This window comes from Halobaculum sp. MBLA0143, assembly GCF_041361465.1.
Classification (GTDB): Archaea; Halobacteriota; Halobacteria; order Halobacteriales; family Haloferacaceae; genus JAHENP01.
This window is the reverse complement of sequence record NZ_JBGKAC010000001.1, coordinates 2159336-2177878: the sequence shown is the minus strand read 5'-3', so window position 1 is coordinate 2177878 and position 18543 is coordinate 2159336. Positions and strand designations below refer to the sequence as shown.

At 71.9% G+C, this 18543-nt stretch carries 14 protein-coding genes; 5 read left to right on the top strand and 9 right to left on the bottom strand.

The window, feature by feature from the left end; translation table 11 throughout:
* Positions 1-52: 52 nt before the first annotated feature.
* Both mnhG and RYH79_RS11245 read left to right on the top strand, forming a co-directional pair.
* Positions 53-439 (top strand): monovalent cation/H(+) antiporter subunit G, encoded by a 387-nt coding sequence (mnhG, locus tag RYH79_RS11250; protein WP_370899137.1) that lies wholly within the window; start codon positions 53-55, stop codon positions 437-439.
* 256 nt (positions 440-695) lie between these two features.
* Entirely contained in the window at positions 696-908 is a 213-nt protein-coding gene (locus RYH79_RS11245; protein ID WP_370899135.1) for a YgaP family membrane protein, read from the top strand.
* On the opposite strand, the gene coaBC is transcribed toward RYH79_RS11245, so the two are convergent.
* Together coaBC and RYH79_RS11235 are read right to left on the bottom strand one after the other, a co-directional pair.
* Complete coding sequence (gene coaBC, locus RYH79_RS11240; protein ID WP_370900876.1) at positions 905-2149, bottom strand: bifunctional phosphopantothenoylcysteine decarboxylase/phosphopantothenate--cysteine ligase CoaBC; 1245 nt, start codon at positions 2147-2149, stop codon at positions 905-907. The two genes, RYH79_RS11245 and coaBC, sit on opposite strands and share 4 nt — an antisense overlap.
* A 28-nt stretch (positions 2150-2177) precedes the next feature.
* Positions 2178-3041 (bottom strand): eIF2B alpha/beta/delta subunit family protein, encoded by an 864-nt coding sequence (locus RYH79_RS11235; RefSeq protein ID WP_370899133.1) that lies wholly within the window; start codon positions 3039-3041, stop codon positions 2178-2180.
* A 120-nt stretch (positions 3042-3161) separates the two neighbouring features.
* Here RYH79_RS11235 and RYH79_RS11230 point away from each other — a divergent pair, with 120 nt between their 5' ends.
* Positions 3162-10646, top strand: a complete 7485-nt coding sequence (locus tag RYH79_RS11230; RefSeq protein WP_370899131.1) for a PGF-pre-PGF domain-containing protein — start codon at positions 3162-3164, stop codon at positions 10644-10646.
* Here RYH79_RS11230 and RYH79_RS11225 read toward each other — a convergent pair.
* From RYH79_RS11225 to RYH79_RS11210, 4 genes are all read right to left on the bottom strand, one after another.
* The gene (locus RYH79_RS11225) at positions 10643-11677 is read right to left on the bottom strand and encodes an MBL fold metallo-hydrolase (protein ID WP_370899129.1); all 1035 of its coding nucleotides are present in this window, start codon (positions 11675-11677) and stop codon (positions 10643-10645) included. The two genes, RYH79_RS11230 and RYH79_RS11225, sit on opposite strands and share 4 nt — an antisense overlap.
* Before the next feature lie 46 nt (positions 11678-11723).
* Positions 11724-12356 (bottom strand): uracil-DNA glycosylase family protein, encoded by a 633-nt coding sequence (locus tag RYH79_RS11220; protein WP_370899127.1) that lies wholly within the window; start codon positions 12354-12356, stop codon positions 11724-11726.
* Positions 12357-12450: 94 nt separating this feature from the next.
* On the bottom strand, positions 12451-12741 hold the full coding sequence (locus tag RYH79_RS11215; RefSeq protein ID WP_370899125.1) for a DUF8022 family protein: 291 nt from the start codon (positions 12739-12741) through the stop codon (positions 12451-12453).
* The gene (locus tag RYH79_RS11210; RefSeq protein WP_370900874.1) at positions 12741-14285 is read right to left on the bottom strand and encodes an acyl-CoA carboxylase subunit beta; all 1545 of its coding nucleotides are present in this window, start codon (positions 14283-14285) and stop codon (positions 12741-12743) included. Before RYH79_RS11210 ends, RYH79_RS11215 begins: the two co-directional genes overlap by 1 nt.
* 239 nt (positions 14286-14524) lie before the next feature.
* Here RYH79_RS11210 and RYH79_RS11205 point away from each other — a divergent pair, with 239 nt between their 5' ends.
* Both RYH79_RS11205 and RYH79_RS11200 read left to right on the top strand, forming a co-directional pair.
* Positions 14525-14881: an AbrB/MazE/SpoVT family DNA-binding domain-containing protein gene (locus RYH79_RS11205; protein ID WP_370899123.1), complete on the top strand. Its 357-nt coding sequence runs from the start codon at positions 14525-14527 to the stop codon at positions 14879-14881.
* Positions 14799-15194, top strand: coding sequence for a type II toxin-antitoxin system VapC family toxin (locus RYH79_RS11200; RefSeq protein WP_370899121.1), 396 nt, complete (start codon positions 14799-14801; stop codon positions 15192-15194). The genes RYH79_RS11205 and RYH79_RS11200 overlap by 83 nt, the downstream gene beginning before the upstream one ends.
* 6 nt (positions 15195-15200) lie before the next feature.
* Here RYH79_RS11200 and RYH79_RS11195 read toward each other — a convergent pair whose 3' ends face one another.
* The 3 genes from RYH79_RS11195 to RYH79_RS11185 all read right to left on the bottom strand — a co-directional run bounded on the left by RYH79_RS11195 (position 15201) and on the right by RYH79_RS11185 (position 18520).
* Entirely contained in the window at positions 15201-16574 is a 1374-nt protein-coding gene (locus tag RYH79_RS11195; protein ID WP_370899119.1) for a geranylgeranyl reductase family protein, read from the bottom strand.
* A 92-nt stretch (positions 16575-16666) separates the two neighbouring features.
* Positions 16667-17368, bottom strand: coding sequence for a RodZ family helix-turn-helix domain-containing protein (locus RYH79_RS11190; RefSeq protein WP_370899117.1), 702 nt, complete (start codon positions 17366-17368; stop codon positions 16667-16669).
* 102 nt (positions 17369-17470) lie between these two features.
* A complete protein-coding gene (locus tag RYH79_RS11185) occupies positions 17471-18520 on the bottom strand; it encodes an ABC transporter permease (protein WP_370900872.1) in 1050 nt (349 codons plus the stop codon).
* Between the last annotated feature and the right edge of the window lie 23 nt (positions 18521-18543).

Here is an 18543-nt window from a genome sequence, read left to right as displayed (position 1 = left end):
GCGGCGGCGACGAGCGACACGGACGGGGACGCGACGACGGGGGTGACCACTGATGGCGGGCGGAAGCGTCACGACGGGTCCGCCCGGGCTCGTCGGCTCGCTGCTCGTCGTCGTGCTCTTGGCGGTCGGGGTGTTGTTCCTCGTCTCCGGCACGGTCGGGCTGCTCCGGCTGCCGAACGTGTACAACCGGCTCCACGCCACCTCGAAGGCGTCGACGCTGGGTGCCGCCTCCATCGCGCTGGCGGCGTGGGTGTACTTCGGGCCGGCCGGCGAGGGGCTGAAGGCGCTCGTGACGATCCTGTTCCTGTTCGTCACGGCGCCGACCGGCGGGCACCTGATCTCCCGGGCCGCCCAACGGATGGGCGTCGAGTTCGAAGCCGGCGTGCGGTGGCCCGGCCACCGCGACGGCGAGCCGGAGCCGCCCGCAGACGGGGACTGACTGCGGCGGCGGGGCGAGGCCGCCCGCAGACGGTGACTGACTGCGGCGGCGGGGCGAGGCCGTCCGCAGACGGTGACTGACTGCGGCGGCGGGGCGAGGCCGTCCGCAGACGGTGACTGACTGCGGCGGCGGGGCGAGGCCGTCCGCAGACGGGGACTGACTGCGGCGGCGGACCGAAGCCGCCCGCAGACGGTGACTGACTACTCTCACCCACCCGAGCGAAGCACTCTCGTCGCTGCAGCCCCTCGGTCCGTTCGTGCAGAAGAACCTGAGTTCACTCGACAGCCGCCTCCGGATCGTGCTCGGCGCCGTCGCCGGGCTGGCCGCGTTGGCCGTCCTGTTCGACGGCGTCGCCGCCCCGGGACGGTACGCCGCCTACCTCGGCGTCGCGTCCGTCGGCCTGCTCGCCAACGGTCTCACCTCGCGGTGTGGGATCTACCGACTGCTGGGCGTGAGCAGCCGCGACTAGAGCTCGCGGGCCAACTCCGCGGCGACCCGCGTCCCCAGCCGCGCCTTCGTGCCGGTGAACTCCGCGACCGGCTCGGCGGCCCCCGGCTCCCGGACCACCAACGCCCGGGTCTCGTCGTCGCCCATCACGCTCGCGTCGTTGGCGACGACGAACGCCAGCCCGGCGCGGCGCATCGTCTCGCGGGCGCGAGCGACCATCGCGTCGTCGTCGCCTTCCGTCTCGGCTTTGAACCCGACGACCGTCAGCTCCGGGTGGTCCGCGGCGACCTCGTCGATCAGCTTCGGCGTCGGCTCCAACTCCAGCGTGAGCGACTCCCGACCGGAACGGATCTTCTGGTCTGCGGCCGCGACCGTGTAGTCGGAGATCGCTGCCGCCGAGACCAGGGCGTCTGCGGCCGGTTCGCTCTCGCCTGTGTCGTTGCCGTCGCCTGCGTCACTGCTCTCGCCTGTGTCGTTGCCGTCGCCCGCGTCGCCCCCGACGGCATCCCGGACGGCCGCCAGCATCTCGGCGGCCGACTCCACGCGCCGGCAGTCCGCCCACGGCACGTCGTCGCCGTCGTGAACCAGCGTCACCTCGGCGCCCGCCGCCCGGCAGGCCCGGGCGACTGCGCGGCCGGTCTTGCCCGAGGCCCGGCTCGTCAACACCCGGACGGGGTCGACCGCCTCGCTGGTCGCGCCCGCGGTGACGACCACGTGGCGGCCGGAGAGCGGACGGTCGCCGGCGGCGCGGGCGACCTCCGTGACGACTGCCGACGCGGCGGCGATCTTCGCCTTCCCCTCCTCGATCCGGGGGTCGACGAACCGGACGCCCCACGACTCCAGGCGGTCGAGGGCGTCGAGCACGCCCGGGTGGTCGTACATCGGCTCGTGCATCGCCGGGACGACGACCGTCTCGACGCCGGCGCCGAGCGCCGTCGTCGCACACGTCGTCACCGGGGTGTCGTCGACGGCCCCCGCGATCTTCCCGACGGTGTTGGCCGTCGCGGGCGCGATCAGGAGCACGTCCGCCCAGCCGTCCCGGCCACACAGTTCGACGTGCTCGACCGCCCCGGTGATCTCCCGGACGACCGGGCGCTCGGTGGCGAACTCCAACGCCCATGGGTGGAGTATCCCCTCGGCCGAGTCCGTCGTCACCGCCCGGACGGCCGCGCCGTGTCGCCGGAGTTCGTGGGCCAGTTCGACGGTCTTGACCGCGGCGATCGACCCCGTGACGCCCAAAGCCACGTTCACGCCGTCGAGCAGGTCCCCCGTCCGAGCGGGGTCGTCCGTCTCACTCACGGATCGCCTCCGGCTCCCGGACGCCCTGGTCCGTGACCACCCGGTCGACGAGATCGACGGGCGTGGCGTCGTACGCGGGGTTCTCGATCTCGATGTCCTCGACGGGCTCGCGCATCACCTCCGACGGGGGCCGGAACTCGTTCTCGAACCGGAAGCCGTCCGCGACCACCTTCGTCCCGGAGCCGACGACGTCCACCGGCACGCCCAGCCGGTCGGCGGCGGCGACGACCGGGAACGTGCCGACGCGGTTGTAGTAGCTGTCGCCGACGATACAGTCCATCCCCAGGACGACCCGGTCACAGTCGCCCAGGACGTGTCCGGCGGCGGCGTCCACGAGAAGGTGGGCGTCGACGGGGTCCATCCCGGCGAGCCGGCGGGCGGTCTTCCGGCCGAGGTAGCGGGGCCGCGCCTCCGAGACGTACACGGTGAGGTCGACCCCCTCGGAGACGGCCGTCTCCATCGCCTCCAACACGGTCGAGGAGTAGTCGTGGGTGAACACGGTCTCTCCGTCGACGAACGTCTCGGCGGCGGTCGCGGCCGCCTCGCGCTTGCCGGCCTGGATCCGCTCTGCGACGTCGTCGACCACGCTCGCCAACAGCTCGCGCGCCTCCGCGACGGACGCCGTCTCGCCGGCCACCCGGTCGACGATGTCCCGCATCGCGCGGTGGAGCGAGGCGTGTGAGGGGTTGGCCCGCCGGAGCACGCCGGCGTTGTGTTCCAGGTCCCGGTCGAACTCCTCGAGCGTGACGTACTCGCGGTCGACGAGCTCCTCCAGTGCGCGTGTCGCCTTCACCGCGACCACCGACGAGGAGTGGGTCTGCATCTCGCGGATTTCGGCGACCGTCTCGTCGATCATGTTCCCGTCTCCGTCCGGTTCGGGGTTATGTCTTCCCCAACGCCACCCCGCCGACCGGTTTCCCCCGTCCGTATTCACTCCGTGGGGATTAAATCCGTTCGTGAGACGGTAGGTGGTAGTATGACCAGTCTCGGGAGAACGGACGCCCAGTCGTTCGTGGCGGTGCTGCTCGCGGTCGTCGTGGTCGCCGGAGGGGCGGGGCTGTCCGTCGGGGTGCCGCCCGGCGACGGGGTAGGGCCAGCGCCGCCCGACGACGAGGTCGAGACGTGGGTGCCGCCCGACGACGGGGTCGGGACGGGGGTGCCGCCCGGCGACGGGGTAAGACCAGCGGCGCCCGGCGACGAACGAGGGGACGGCGCGCCGCCGGTGGCCGCGAACGCCCTGGCCGGCCCGACGGTCTCCGAGTACGCCGTGACGAACCCGACGGCCGACACGGTGAGGGTGACGTTCGACAGCAGCCAGCAGTTGAGCGAGATTCAGGCGTCGATCGAGCACGAGGGCGGGTTCAAGGGTGTTCTGAACGAGGCGGACTTCTCGGAGAGCGGCACGGGGCCGTACACGTACGAGGCGACGTTCCAGGCGACCAACTTCGGCGGTGACGGCGACTACACGGTGGACCTCGGGACGGCCGAGACGGGCGGCGGCGGGAGCGCGGACACGACCGACGTCGTCGACGACACTGTCGTCGACACGACGCCACCGGTCCTGACGGCCGCGAACGCGACCCTGTCGGACGTCGAGAACGACGGCGTCGACGGCACGGTCGCGCCGGGCGACCAGATTCGCGTCGAGGCGACTGGGGTGTTCGACGCCACCACCGACGTGGCGAACGTCACGGTGGACACGGAGGCGTTCGGTGCCGGCACGGTCACGCTGACGGACCAGGGCGGCGGGACGTACGCCGCGACGATCACGGTCGGCTCGGCGGGCAGTGTGACGGAGGGGGCGCACGACGTACAGCTCACCGCCGAGGACACGGCGTCGCCGACGAACGCCGACACCGCACGGACCGGCAGTCTCGGGATCGACACGACCGCGCCGTCGGTGTCGTCGCTGTCGGTGTCCGTCTCGGGCGGCGGACCGGTGACAGACGGCGACACGGTCACCGTCACGGCCACGGGCGTGTCGGACACCACCGGCGTCGACCGGGTCGAGGCGGACCTGTCGGCGCTCGGCGCCGGCTCGACGGTCGAACTGACGGACGCAGACGACGACGGCACCTACGAGACGAGCGTGACCGTCGACACGGCGGACGCGGACCCGGACGGCACGTACTCGGTTCCGGTGACGCTCCGCGACGGGCTCGACAACGAGCAGACGAAGTCGGCCGGGAGCGTCCGGATCGACCGCCCGCCGGCGATCGAGCGGTTCGAGGTGATCAACAGTTCCACCCCCGGGAGTCCGGCGGTCACGGTCGAGGTGGAGGCGTCCGAGCGGCTGGGGACGGTGGCGGCGACCGTCGACCGCGACGGGACGACGACGGCAGTCGCCAACGCGACGTTCGGGGAGTCGCCGGGGAACGTCTACACGGCGACCGTCTCGCTCGCCGGCGACGGTGACGTGACGGCGACACTGACGGAGGCGCGCGACCGGACGGAGCCGGACCCGGACGTGTCGAACGGAGAGACAGCCGAGACCGTCGTCGACCTGACGGCGCCGACCGTCGAACGCGTGACGCCGACCGAGACGGAGACGGACGGCGGCACGGAGGGGGACGGCTACGTGAGTCCGGGCGACGAGGTGACGGTGGAGGTGGCCGCGACGGACGCCACGAGCGGTGTCGACAGCGTGCGGGCGGACCTGTCGGCGCTGGGCGGGGGCGCGGACGTGACGCTGACAGACACGGACAGCGACGGGGACCCGGAGACGACGGTCACGGTCGGGAGCGTCGGCTCGGGAACGGCGACCGTCGGCGTGACCGTGACGGACGCGGAAGGCCAGACGGCGACCGGGTCGGCGTCGGTGATCGTGGACGACACGGCGCCGACGCTGTCGGGGCTGTCCGTGACCGACGAGGACGCCGACGGCGGCGTGGTCGCCGGCGAGCGGGTGACGGTGACGGTGACCGTCACGGACGGCCGCAGCGGCGTCGTCGACGCGACGGTGACGGCAGACCTGTCGGCGTACGGGCTCGGGACCGTCACTCTCTCGCCGCAGGGGGGTGACGACTACGGCTACCAGGACTCGGCGGCGACCGGGACGGACGGTGCCGACACGGTGTCGGTCTCGGCGTCGGACGCGACGGCCAACCGACGGACGACGTCGGAAGTGGGGCCGGTGTTCGACGGCGGTCCGCCGACGGTCGCGGAGGTCGGCGTCCGGGACGCGACCAACGGCGACGGCGCGGTCGGCGACGGGGACACGGTGAACGTCACCGTCGACGCCGCGGACGCGACCGGCGTGAGCGGCGTGACGGTGAACCTCTCCGCGTTCGGGCTGGGCGACGCCGTGCCGGCGACGCTCGCGGGCGGGGAGTACACTGTCGAGCGGTCGGTCCGACAGTCCGCGGCCGCCGGCGACGGGGAGTACACGGTCGACGTGACCGTGACGGACGCAGAAGGGCAGTCGCGGACGGCGACCTCGCAGGACTCGCTCCAGCTCGACTCGACGGCGCCGGTGATCGACGCGGTCGCGCTCGCGGAGGCGGACGACGGCGACCCGACGCCCCGGGACGGGGACGGAGTCGTCCGGCCGGGCGACGACGTGCGCGTCACGGTGGACGCCAGCGACGCCACGAGCGGCGTCGACGCGGTGCGGGCGGACCTGTCGGCGTTCGGGCTCGGAACGGTCAGTCTGGGGGCGCCGGACGCGGACGGCGACTACACGGTCGTGCGGACGGTCCAACCCGGAGCGACGGAGGGGGCACAGACGGCCGACGTGACGGTCGAAGACGTGGAGACGAACACGGAGACGGCGACGACCGGCGCCGTCGTCGTCGACGCGACGCCGCCGACGGTGTCGGCGGTGACGGTCGCGGACGGCGACGGGGACGACGGCCGCGTCCGGGCGGGCGAGACGGTGACGGTGGAAGCGACGGTCTCGGACGACCGCTCCGTCGAGACCGTCCGACTGACCGACGCGACGGTGACGGCGTTGGGTGTCTCGACGACGGCCGCGACACTGACCGACGGGGACGACGACGGGGTGTACGACCGGACGGTGACGGTCGGGTCGGACGGCGACCCGACGGACGGCACGACTCCGGTCGAGGTGGAGGCGGTCGACACCGCGGGCAACGACGCGACGGACGGCTCGCGCTCGCTCACCGTCGACGCGTCGCCGCCGACCGTGTCGTCGGTGACAGTCGTCGACGAGGCGAACGGCGACAGGGTGGTCCGCGACGGAGCGGACGTGACCGTCCGCGCGACCGTGACCGACCCGGGACCGACCGGCGTCGACGTGACGGCGGACCTGACCGGGATCGGTGGCGGTGACGCGGTCGGGCTGACGGACGGGGACGACGACGGGGTGTACGACCGGACGGTGACGGTGGACGCGAGCGGGCCGTCGGACGGCGTGGTCTCGCTGCCGGCGACGGCGACGGACGGCGCCGGCAACGCGGTCACGAACGCGAGCGGCTCCGTCCGACTGGACACGACCCCGCCGACGGTGTCGGGCGTGACCGTGACGACCGGCGCGGAGACGGACGCCAACGCGACGGACGGGGAGACGGTGACGGTGACGGCGACCGTCGACGGGACGGGGTCGAACGTCCGGCGCGTGACGGCCGACCTCGGCCCGCTCGGCGCCGGGACGGTGACGCTCACCCACCAGGGCGGCGGGACGTACACGGGCCAGGGGAGCGTGGACGCGGACGACGCGGACCCGGACGGTGACGTGACGGTCGACGTGACCGGGGAAGACCAGGCCAGGCTGGCGACGACGACCGCGGCGACGGTCACGCTGGACACGGCGGCACCGACTGTCTCCGGGCTGTCGGTCACGGACGGCGACGGCGACGACGACCGGGTCCGGGACGGCGAGACGCTGACGCTCCAGGTGACGGCGAGCGACGCCACGGCGGGCGTGGAGACGGTCCGGGTGAATCTCACTCGCGTCGGCGGGAGCGTGGTCACCCGCACCCCGACGGACGGGAGCGTGACGGTCACGACGACCGTCGACGCAGCGACGGCGGCGACGGGCACGGTCGAACTCCCGGTGACGGTCCGGGACTGGGTCGACCAGACGACCCGGCGGACGCCGACGGTGACGGTCGACACGACGGCGCCGACGGTTCCGACGCCGACGCTGACGACCGAGGAGGGCGACGGCGGGCTCACGGACGGGGAGAAGCTCACGGTCGTGGTCGCGCCGACGGACGACGGCACCGGGATCGACACGGGCGACGTGACGGCAGACCTGTCGGCCGTGGGCGCGGGCGACGCGGTCGGGCTGACGGACGGGGACGACGACGGGGTGTACAGTCGGACGGTGACGGCCGACGGCGACGCCGCCGGCGGGAGCGGCCCCCGGACGGTGACGGTCCGGGTGCGCGACCGGGCGAACAACACCCAGACCGCGACGGCGACGGTGCCCCTGGACACCGCAGCGCCGACCGCGACCGGGGTCGTCCGGGCCGTCACCGGCGGACGCTTCGTCACGAACGACTCCCGGGTGCGGGTGAACGTCACGGCGTCGGACGCCACGAGCGGCGTCGACACGGTGACGGCCGACCTGTCGGCGGTCGGCAACGAGTCGACGGTCCGACTCCAGAGGCGCGCGGGCAACTACACCGCGACCGTTCCGGTGGACACGGGAGGGCTCGCCGACGGGCCGGCGACGGTGACGGCGACCGTCACGGACGCCGAGGGGAAGACGACGACCGTGACCGACACGGTGACGCTGGACACGACGGCGCCGACCGTCGAGGCGACCGTCACGGACTCGGACGACGACGGGCTGGTCGGCGGCGGCGAGTCGTTCACCGTCCGGGCGGCCGTCGCGGACGCGACCGCCGGAGTGACGGCCGTGACGGCGAACCTCTCGGCGTTCGGCCGCGGCGACGTGGTCGCGCTGACGGACCCGGACGACGACGGCGTGTACACGACGACGGCGAACGTACGGGCCGGTGCGGCCGCCGCCGACGGCGAACGCGCGGTCCGGATCCGGGCGACGGACGACGCCGGACTGTCGACCCGCCGGGTCGCCGACGGCGAGGGCAACCTGACGCTGGACACGACGGCGCCGACGCTGTCGGGACTCGTCGTCACCGACGGCGACGAGGACGGGGTCGTCGCGGACGGGGACCGCGTCCGGGTCGCCGCGACGGCGACAGACGCGAGCGGCGTGGCGACGGTGCGTGCGAACCTGACGGCCGTCGGCGCGGGCGTGGTGACACTCACTCCCGACGAGACGGGGGGCTACACCGCGAACGCGACGGTGAACGCGACGAGGGCGGACCCGGACGGCGGCGTCACGGTCGAGTTCGTGGCGACGGACGCGGCCGGCGAACGGCGCACCCGGTCGGTCGGCGGGCTCGAACTGGACACGACGCCGCCGGCGACGGCGAACCGTTCGATCCGCGATCTGACGGACGGTGACGGCGTCGTCGCGGACGGGGACCGCGTCCGGATCGCGGTGAACGTCACGGACGCGACACGCGTGGCGACCGTGAACGTCTCTGCGCCCGGGCTCGGGGCACCCGACCCGACAGTGACCAGGACGGGCCGGCGGTACACGGCGACCCTGACGGTGACCGCGCCCACCCCGGACAGCGAGGGGGTCACCAACGCGACGACTGTCGTCGCCGACGGACTCGGCAACCGCCGGACAGTTCGGACGGACAACGTGACGGTGGACACGGTACCGGAGCCGAGCGGGCTGACGGCGACGGCGACGGACGCCGGCGGCGTCCGGGTGCGGCTGGACAGCGACGAGCGGCTCCACGTCCTGACCGTCCGGCTGACCGGGGCGTCGGAGGCGACGCTCCGGCGCGTGGCGTTCACCGAGACCGGCGACGGCCCGTACACCTACACCGCGACGCTGCCGAACGCCGAGGCGGGCAGCTACGCCGTCCAGGTCCAACGGCTCACAGACGACGACGGCACTACAGTGACGTACCGCGAGGTGGTCGCCGTCTCCGTCGGGAGCGGTGGCGACGGTGGTGGCGGCGGCGGTGGCGGCGGATTCAGCCTCGTCCCCGGTGACGACGACGGCGGCGACGACGGTGGCGGCCAGCCCCCCGCCGGGATCAGCCCGCCGCCACAGCCGGGCGACGACGGAGCCACCGACGGTCCCGACGGCGCGAACGACGCCGGCGGGGCCGACGCGACGGACGGGTTCGGCGGCGGGAGCAACGCCACGGCCGACGAGCGTGACGCCGCCGCGGACGTGACGGTCACCAGACGATCGAACCAGAGCGTCGGCGTGAACGTGACGGACGCGACCCCGACGGAACGAGTGACGGTCGGTGTCGACACCAGCTCGGCGTCCGAGACGGTCGTCGTGGACCAGATCGGGCTGTCGGTCGACGAGACCACTTACAGCGTCGACACGACGATCTCCACGGCGGCGCCGCCGGGCGTCGCCGTCGGGGGCGACGAGACGACCGGCGACGGACCGGGCGGGAACGGGACTGCGGGCAACGCGACCGTCGGGGACGAGACGAACGGGACGACCGGTAACACGACCGTCGACGGTGTGAAGAACGGGACTGCGGGCAACACGACTGGCGGGGACGGGGCGGCTACGAACGGGACGGTCGCCGGCGACGACGCGGCCGCGGACGGTCCGCCGTCGCCGGCCGTGGTCGGCTACCTCGTCGTGAACCACTCCGTCGCCGACGAGGAGATCGGCTTCGTCACCTTCGGCTTCCGAGTGGCGGCCGACAGGCTGGAGGACGCCGGGGTCGCTCCCGACGAGGTGACGCTGTTCCGACTCCACGAGCGGGAGTGGGACGACCTGGAGGCGGTCCACGTCGGCCGGGAGGGTGACTACCACCGCTTCCGCGCGGTCTCGCCGGGCCTGTCCGTGTTCGCCGTCGGGAGCGTCCCGACCGCCGAGCCGGAGATCGTCGCCACGGAGCTGAGCCAGGGACGGGTCCGCGTCGGCGAGTCGATCGAGGTGAACGTCACGCTCGCCAACCGACACTCCGTCGACGCGACCCGACGGCTCCGGCTCCGGGTCGACGGGAGCCTGGTCGCAACCCGGCGCGTCACCGTCCGGGAGCGTGGCCGGGCGACCGTCCGGTTCGTCCGGGAACCGGGACGCCCCGGCCGACGGACGTTCGGTGTCGACGGCCGGCCGGTCGGCTCCGTCGCGGTCGTGACACCGACCCCGACTCCGACACAGACCCCGACGCAGACCCCGACCGCGGCCCAGACGCCGACCACCACGGCTACACCGACTGCGACGCAGACACAGACGACAGCACGGACGCAGACGACAGCACGGACGCAGACGACGGCACGGACGCAGACGACGGCACGAACGCAGACGGCAACCCGGAGCCCGACGGCCGCACCCGGTGGCGACGACGGTGAGGGAGACGGGCTGTCACCGGTCGTCCCGTTGCTCGTCGGGGCGCTCGTCGTGGTCGTCGTACTGTACCTCCGCGAGCGAGCGAGGACGCCCCGCGAGCGGGCGACGGAGACGAGTGAGGACTAGTCGGCGGTCGGGAACAGGTCCGCGACGGCGACCGTCTCGGGGTCGACGGCGAGCTCGTAGCGGTCGCCGTCGCGGGCGACGACGCCGGCGGCTGCGAGGTGCGCGAGGTGGGCGTACGCCTCGCCGGGGCCGTGGAGGATGTGGATCTCGGACAGGTCGCCGAACAACGCCGCGGAGACGGCCCACGGCGTCGACGGTCCCCGCTCGGCCAACACGTCGACCACGCGGCTGGTGCGGTCGCGGTGGTGCTCCAGGATCTCCAGCGCCCGCCCGCGTGGGTCGGTGATCGGGTCGCGGTGGCCGGGGTACGCGACCGCCGGCGCCAGGTCGGCGAGCCGGAGCAGACTGTCGACGTACTGCCCCAACGGCTCCGACAGCCGGAGGTCCGCGCCGCCGACGTTCGGGGTGTACCGCGGGAGGATCGCGTCGCCGACGAACGCCGCCGTCGCGCCGTCGCCGCCCGTCTCGACGGTGTCGTCGCCCAGCGTCGCGTTTAAATCCTCGTTCGCGGCGGTGAACCCGACGAGCCCGGCGGCGTGACCCGGGAGGTGGACGGCGGTGAGATCGACACCCGCCAGCGTCAGTTCCTCGCCGTCCGACAGGGGGGTCACGTCCACCGACTCGCCGGCGAGGTCGAGGTGGGTGTCGACGAACGCCGACAGCTCCTCGCGGGCGTCGCCCGGGACACCCCACCCGGTCAGTCGTTCGTCCCGTTCGTCGGGGTCGTCGAACGGTGAGCCCTCGCCCCCGGCGATCAGCCCGGCGTCCGCCTCGTGGGCGTACACTGTCGCCCCGGACGCGGCCTGCACCTCGCCGGCCAGTCCACAGTGGTCGTAGTGCCAGTGTGTGAGCAACACCGCGTCGACGTCCGCGAGCTCCCGGTCCATCTCCGCGAGTCCCGCCCGGAGGTCGGATCGGACCGCCTCCTCTGCGGCACCGACGTCGACGAGCACCGTCTCCGTCCCGTCGTCCAAGACGTAGACGACGTTCTCGCCCTCGAACTCGGAGTTGTGGAGCCGAATCCGCTTCACACCCGACGTGTGCGACCGGCCGACAAGAGCGTTCGCATTCGACGGCTCACCGCACTCGGTACGGGTCGTCGCCCGGGAGGAACCGCCCCAGATCCGACTCCCGACGGTAGTCCGTCTGACGGAGCCGCGTCAGCGCGTCCACGAGCGCGTCGCCGTCGCCGTCCGCCCACTCCCGTGGGTCGCGCACGGGGAAGACGAGCCAGCCGGCGCCCCGGACCTCCGTCGCGTGGAGCCCGTCTAACTCCTCGTCGACCGTCCGGGCCCGGGCGGTGTAGTTGTCGAGAACGTACTGCGTCGCCCGCTGGCCAACCGGCAGGAGGACGTGGGCGGTGATCGCCCGTACCTCCGTGTCGAGGAACCGCTCCGCGTCGGCGTACGCCGCCGCCGTCGGCTCGTCGCCCTCGGGGACACACAGGTGGAGGTACGAGAGGTACGCGTCGGCGACGGTCGGGCGGTCGCCGGTCGTCTTCAACAGCCCGGCCCGCAGGAGAGTGTCCTGGAGTCGTTCGGCCGCGGCGGTGCCGGTGAACGGCACGCCCGTGTCGACGCCGCCGTGTGCCTTCGGGTGGTCGCCGACGACGTGGAAGTCGGCGTTCGCGTCGCCGTACCCCGGGACGAACCGTTCACAGTCCGGCCGGAAGCCGAACGGGTTCGACACTCTGTCCGTGACGTTCTGCACGCGACCGGGTAACGGACTGGGTGAGTTGGCCGTTTCGGTTCGTCGGCTCCCCCCGGCGACGAGCCTCACGACCCTCCGAGGCCCGCTCACACGGTCAGAACCGATCCGTCCGGCCCGAAGCGGTCCAGGCGTCCGCCGGAGCGCCGTCGGGAGCCCGCGCGGCACGGCCCTGGAGCGCCTGGGCCCGGCCGGCGAAGCGCCACCGACGGTCGTCCCAGGTCTCCTCGTCGTCACCCGACGCTTCGGCCGCGGCCGCGGCGGCCGCCTGATCGCGGATGTGAGCGCCGACGGCGGCCGTGATCGCCGCCGTCTCGTCTGCCGTCGCGTCCGCCGGCAGCGTCAGCGCGTCCGCGAGCGTCGCCGGCTCGCTGTCGTCCTCGCTCATCAGATCGGGATGTTGCCGTGTTTCTTGTCCGGCAGTTCGTCGCGCTTGCTGTTCAGCAGCTCCAGGTCGTCGATCAGTCGCGGCCGGGTGTCGGTCGGCTCCAACACGTCGTCGACGAACCCGCGGTCGGCGGCGGTGTACGGGTTGGCGAACTCCTCGCGGTACTCCTCGATCAGGGCGTCGCGCCGCGCCTCCGTGTCGTCTGCGGCCTCGAGCTCCTCGTCGTAGAGGATGTTGACGGCACCCTTCGGGCCCATGACCGCGATCTCCGCCGTCGGCCAGGCGTAGTTCACGTCGCCGCCGATGTGTTTCGACGCCATCACGTCGTAGGCGCCGCCGTACGCCTTCCGGGTGATGACGGTGAGCAACGGCACCGTCGCCTCGCTGTAGGCGTACAACAGCTTCGCCCCGTGACGGATGATCCCGTCGTGCTCTTGATCCGTCCCGGGCATGAACCCCGGCACGTCGACGAACGTGACGATCGGGACGTTGAACGCGTCACAGAAGCGAACGAACCGCGCCCCCTTCTGGCTGGCCTCGATGTCGAGTGTGCCGGCGTTCACCCGGGGTTGGTTGGCGACGAGCCCGACCGACCGGCCGTCCAGCCGGGCGAACCCGGTGACGAGGTTCTGCGCGAACCGCTCGTGGGTCTCGAAGAAGGAGCCCTCGTCGACGACGCTGTCGATCACGTCCGTCACGTCGTACGGCTTCCGGGGCTCGTCGGGGACGATCTCGTTCAGCGCGTCGTCGCGCCGCTCCGGGTCGTCCCACGGCTCCACCCGCGGCGGGTCTTCGACGTTGTTCTGCGGGAGGTACGACAGGAGCCGTCGCATGTCGTCCAAGGCGTCCTCCTCCGACGGCTCCGCGAAGTGGGCCACTCCGGAGGTGCTGGCGTGGGTGTTGGCACCCCCCAGCTCCTCGAAGGTGACCTGCTCGCCCGTGACCGTCTCGATCACGTCCGGCCCGGTGATGAACATGTGGCTCGTGTCCTCCACCATGAAGACGAAGTCCGTGATCGCCGGCGAGTAGACGGCGCCGCCGGCACACGGCCCCATGATCGCCGACAGCTGCGGGATCACGCCCGACGCTTCCGTGTTGCGCCGGAAGATCTCCGCGAACCCCGCCAGCGACTGGACCCCCTCCTGGATGCGCGCGCCGGCAGAGTCGTTCAGCCCGATCACCGGCGCCCCCACGTCCATCGCCTTGTCCATCACCTTACACACCTTCTCGGCGAACACCTCGCCCAGGGACCCGCCGAGGACGGTGAAGTCGTGGGCGAACACGAACACCTTCCGACCGTTCACCTCGCCGTAGCCCGTCACCACGCCGTCGCCGGGGTACTGCTTCTCCTCCATCCCGAACTTGTGGGTGCGGTGGCTGCGGAACTGGTCGAACTCGTGGAAGGTGTCGTCGTCGAGGAAGTAGTCGATCCGTTCCCGGGCGGTCAGCTTCCCTTTGTCGTGTTGTGACTGGATGCGTTCCTCGCCGCCACCTTTCTCCGCCTCGCTCCGTCGCTCCCGGAGCTCTTCGATCCGGTCGTCCATCGTCACGGGCGACCACCTCGTGGCTGTCCGGTCATCTGTTGGCAAATCCTGCGGCCACGGGCGGCTAAAGCGTTCCGTGTCGGGACGGGTGTTGTCGTGAGCAGAGTCTGACTGACCGAATTCGGTAGACGAACGTACCGGCGACGTGCTCTGGCAAACAGTTATTCAGACTCTACGCTATACTCGAGAACACGAGTGACTCTGAATGTAAGAACAGCTCTGTCAAAGAAGTTGTCTCTGTGAGCAAACACGGACAGGCGACGATCCCGAAGCGGTTCCGTGACCGGTTAGGGCTGGACACCCCGGGGAGAGTGTCGTTCAGAGAGACCGACGATGGTGAAACTGTCGTCGAGCCGGTTCCGTCGCCCGACGAGATGCGAGGGTTCACGGCACGCGCAGGCTCGGAGACGGACGGAGACAAGAGAGCGACCGACCTGCTCAAGGAGAAACGCGAACAAGACGTACCCGATCGGGAGGCGAAGTTCGAGGACACCGACGAGCAATCGGCCGTTGGTGTTCGACGCGGAGCCTCTGATTGCGCACGCCGACGACGAACTCGGTGCGGAGTACGTCGCAAAACTGCTCAACGCGGTTGAGTCGGGTGATAGAGGTGGCTACGCGAGTCAAACAACCATCGCCGAAGTACGGTGCGTCCTCGCACGAAACCACGACCGAGCACTAAGACGAGTACCTCGATTGGCTCGTCACCATCGGTGTCGAACCGGTCGACACCGACGGTGTCTGGCGGCAGACTGCCGTTACGTGCTCCGGTACAGTCCAGCTCTCGGCGACGCCGTTGCGCTCGCCACCGCAGAACGACTCGGTGCGGTGCTCGTCGTCGGCGGTGACGACGACTACGACGAGGTGGCCGACGTTCCACTTGAACGGTTCCGGGATGGTGCCGACTGACTCGGCTCAGTACTTCGGCTCCGCGCCCGTCACCTCGTACACGTCCTCCATCAGCGCGTCGCGGGTGTTCTGCCAGCCGGCGAAGTCCTCCGGGCTGTCCGGATAGCGACCGTAGTGGTCGATCAGGTCCTCGGCGGTCCGCTTCGTCTTGTAGAACTCCCAGATCTGGCTCCAGTGGCCGTAGCTCTCGTAGGCGGTCTTCAGCGCCAGCCGGAGGCCGACGGATGCCTTCCCGGAGTACAGCGCCTCCGCGAGCTTCTCGCCCGGCAGCGCCGCCAGCAGCCCCATCAGTTCGTCCACGTCGACGGCCGTCGACAGGAGGTTGTACACGTCCAAGCCGGCGTAGCGGGCGCCGAAGTGGTCCATCACCCGTTCGTTGTAGTTCCAGAGGTTCGGCTCGCTCACGTCCCCCTCGGAGATCGCCGTCACGGCTTGCTCGGCGGCGTAGGTGGCAGCGTAGGCTGCGCCGGCGATTCCGCCGCCGGTGGTCGGGTTGACGTGGCCGGCGGCGTCGCCCGCGGCCAGGAACCCCGGCGCGACCGCGGAGTCGTACGGCCGACGGGTCGGCAGCGAGGCGCCGAGCTTGTCTTTCACCTCGGCGCCGGCGAACTCCGCCCGACTCTGCATGTCGCGTTTCAGGTCGTCCACGAGCTTCATCGGCTCCTCGGTCATCTGGAACCCCAGCCCGGCGTTGATCTCCGTGTCCGTCCGCGGGAAGTACCAGAGGTACCCCGCTGCCCGCTCCGTCGGCTTGAACACGAGCGCGTCGTCGTACTCCACCGGCTCCGGCACCTCCACTACCTCGCGGTAGGCGGAACAGAACTGCTGGAAGGAGACGTTCGTGTCGAAGGTGGTGTCGCGGAGGTCGGCCTTGTCCTGGAGGATGGACAGCGCGCCGGCGCCGTCGATCACCATCTCCGCGTCGTAGGTGACCACGTCGCCGCCGGACTTCCCACGGACGCCCGTCACCGTGCCGTCGTCGTCCTGTAACACGTCCTGGACGACCGTGTCGTAGTGGAACTCCGCACCGGCCCGCTCGGCGCCCTCGATCAGCTTCCGGCCGTACTCCAGCCGGTCGATCACGGCGAGTTCACCCGGGACGGGGATCTCCAGGGTGGTGTCCTCGGTGGGGATCTCGAACCGGCCGTGGTCGACGCCGGTGTTGGTGAACGCCGACTCGATCTGCGACTTGGGGATGGCGTCGGGGAAGTTGGCGGCCCCCTTCAGCGCGTCGCCACACGCGATGTGGCCGGCCTCCGACTCGGGCTTGCGCTCGACGACGACGGCGTCCAGTCCCGCCTCCGCGACCGTCGCGGCCGCGTAACAGCCGACGGTGCCGGCGCCCACCACCGCGACGTCCGGCTCGTAGGTGGTACTCATTGGCAGGAACTGGCCACCGCCCGGGCAAAACTCTTGTCAAGCCGGTCGGCAGCCCCGGGCCCACACTCCCGTCTCGTCGCCCGGTCGCCCGGTCACTCGGGGGTCACGCACGCCAGCGAGGTCGTGATGTACCCGCGAGCGTAGCCCTCGGGCCGGGCCTCGACCGTCGTCGTCGACGCGTTGCAGTCGAACCACGTCCGGTCGCGGTTCGAGACGACCACGCCCCGGCGGTCGGGGGCCGCCCGGACGGCGACGAGGTACCCCCCCGGTTCTCGGAGCGTGACGCGCAGGAACTCCCCCGTGGCCAGCGGGTCGGTACGGGCGAGGACGCGCGTCCCGTCGCGCCAGACTCGGGTCGTGATCCGGGTCGCGGCACCGTCGGTCGTCGTAGTGTCGTCGGCCGTCGCGGTGCCGCCGGCCGCGTTCCGGACGACGACCCCGTGTGGCTCCATCCCCGACGGTCGCCGCTCGGGGTCCCCGACGGCTGCGGTCGCGGTCGGCTCTGCCCCGTACCCCGGGGTCGTCGTGGCGTCGGGTGCCGGCCAGTCCGGACCCACGTCCGCGCGCGGCGGCGTCGCAGACGCCGAGCGTGTAGACGTCGGATCCGCCGAGCCCGTTGGGTCCGTCGAGTCTGTCGAGTTCGTCGAGTCCGTCGGGTCCGCCTCCGACGGCGGCGCGTCGGTGTCGGCGGCCGTCGCTCCCGGCCCAGACGTGCCGGCGTCGAGACAACCGCCGGTGGCGACGGCGGCGACCGTCGCGAGGACGCGACGACGGGAGAGCGTGTGGTCGGACACGGACGGGGCGTCACCGACCGACGGCATACGTCTTGTGTCGGCGCGCGACCGGGCGGTGGCGACCGGACGGGGGTCGTGCCCGGCGTCCAGCCCGGTGACTCGTCACTCCTCGCCGGACTCGAAGTGGTCGCCCGCGGCCGCGGGGATCCGGGTCTTCCCGAACAACGCGAGCACCACGATCACGGTGAGGAACGGGATCGTCCGGACGACCGACCCCGGCACGGCCAACACGCCGCTGGCCTGGAGCTCCAGTTGGAGTTGGGTGAGCGACGTGAACAGCATCGTCGACAGCAGCGCGCCGATCGGGTCGTAGTTGCCGAACAGGTACGCCACGATGGCGATGAACCCGCGGCCGTTGACCATCGTCGGGCCGTTGCCGGTGAAGGCGCGCAGCGAGATCGACAACGCCGCGCCGCCGACGCCGGCGAGGAAGCCGGACAGGAGCACCGCCGCGTACCGCACCCGGGCCACGTCCACGCCGGCGGTGTCCAACGCTTCCGGGTTCTCGCCGGACGCGCGCACCCACCGGCCGAACGTCGTCCGGTTGAGGAGCCACCACGACCCCACGACGGCGACGAACAGGAGGTAGACGGTCGGCGACGCGTCGAACAACGCCCCCAACACCGGGATCTCCGACAGTACCGGCAGCGTGAGCGTCCCGAAGGAGTCGATGGTGGGGGTGTTCTTCGAGCCGAAGATCACGACGGAGGCGAACGGCGCCAGCCCGAGCGCGATCAGCCAGATCGCCAGCCCGGCGATGATCTGGTCGGCGCGGAACTCGATACACGCCACGGCGAACAACAGCGCCAACAGCATCGACGCCACCACGCCGGCGACGAGTCCGAGCCAGACGCTGCCGGTGAAGTGGGCGCCCGCGGCCGCGACGAACGCCGAGATGATGAGCAGCCCCTCCAGTCCGATGTTGATGACGCCCGACTTCTCGGCGAAGATGCCGCCCAGCGCCGCGAACGCGATGGGGACCGTCCGGCGGAGCGTCGCCGCGAGCGTCCCCTCCGACAGCAGGATGGCGACGACCGCACCCGGCAGCGACGACGGCACCGCCAGCCCGAAGACGAGCGTCACGGCCACGACCGCGGCCACGAACAGCCCGAGATACTCCGTCACCCCGGCGTCGGCGAGCCAGGCGGTGATCCACCCGTCCCCGTCGTCGCCGG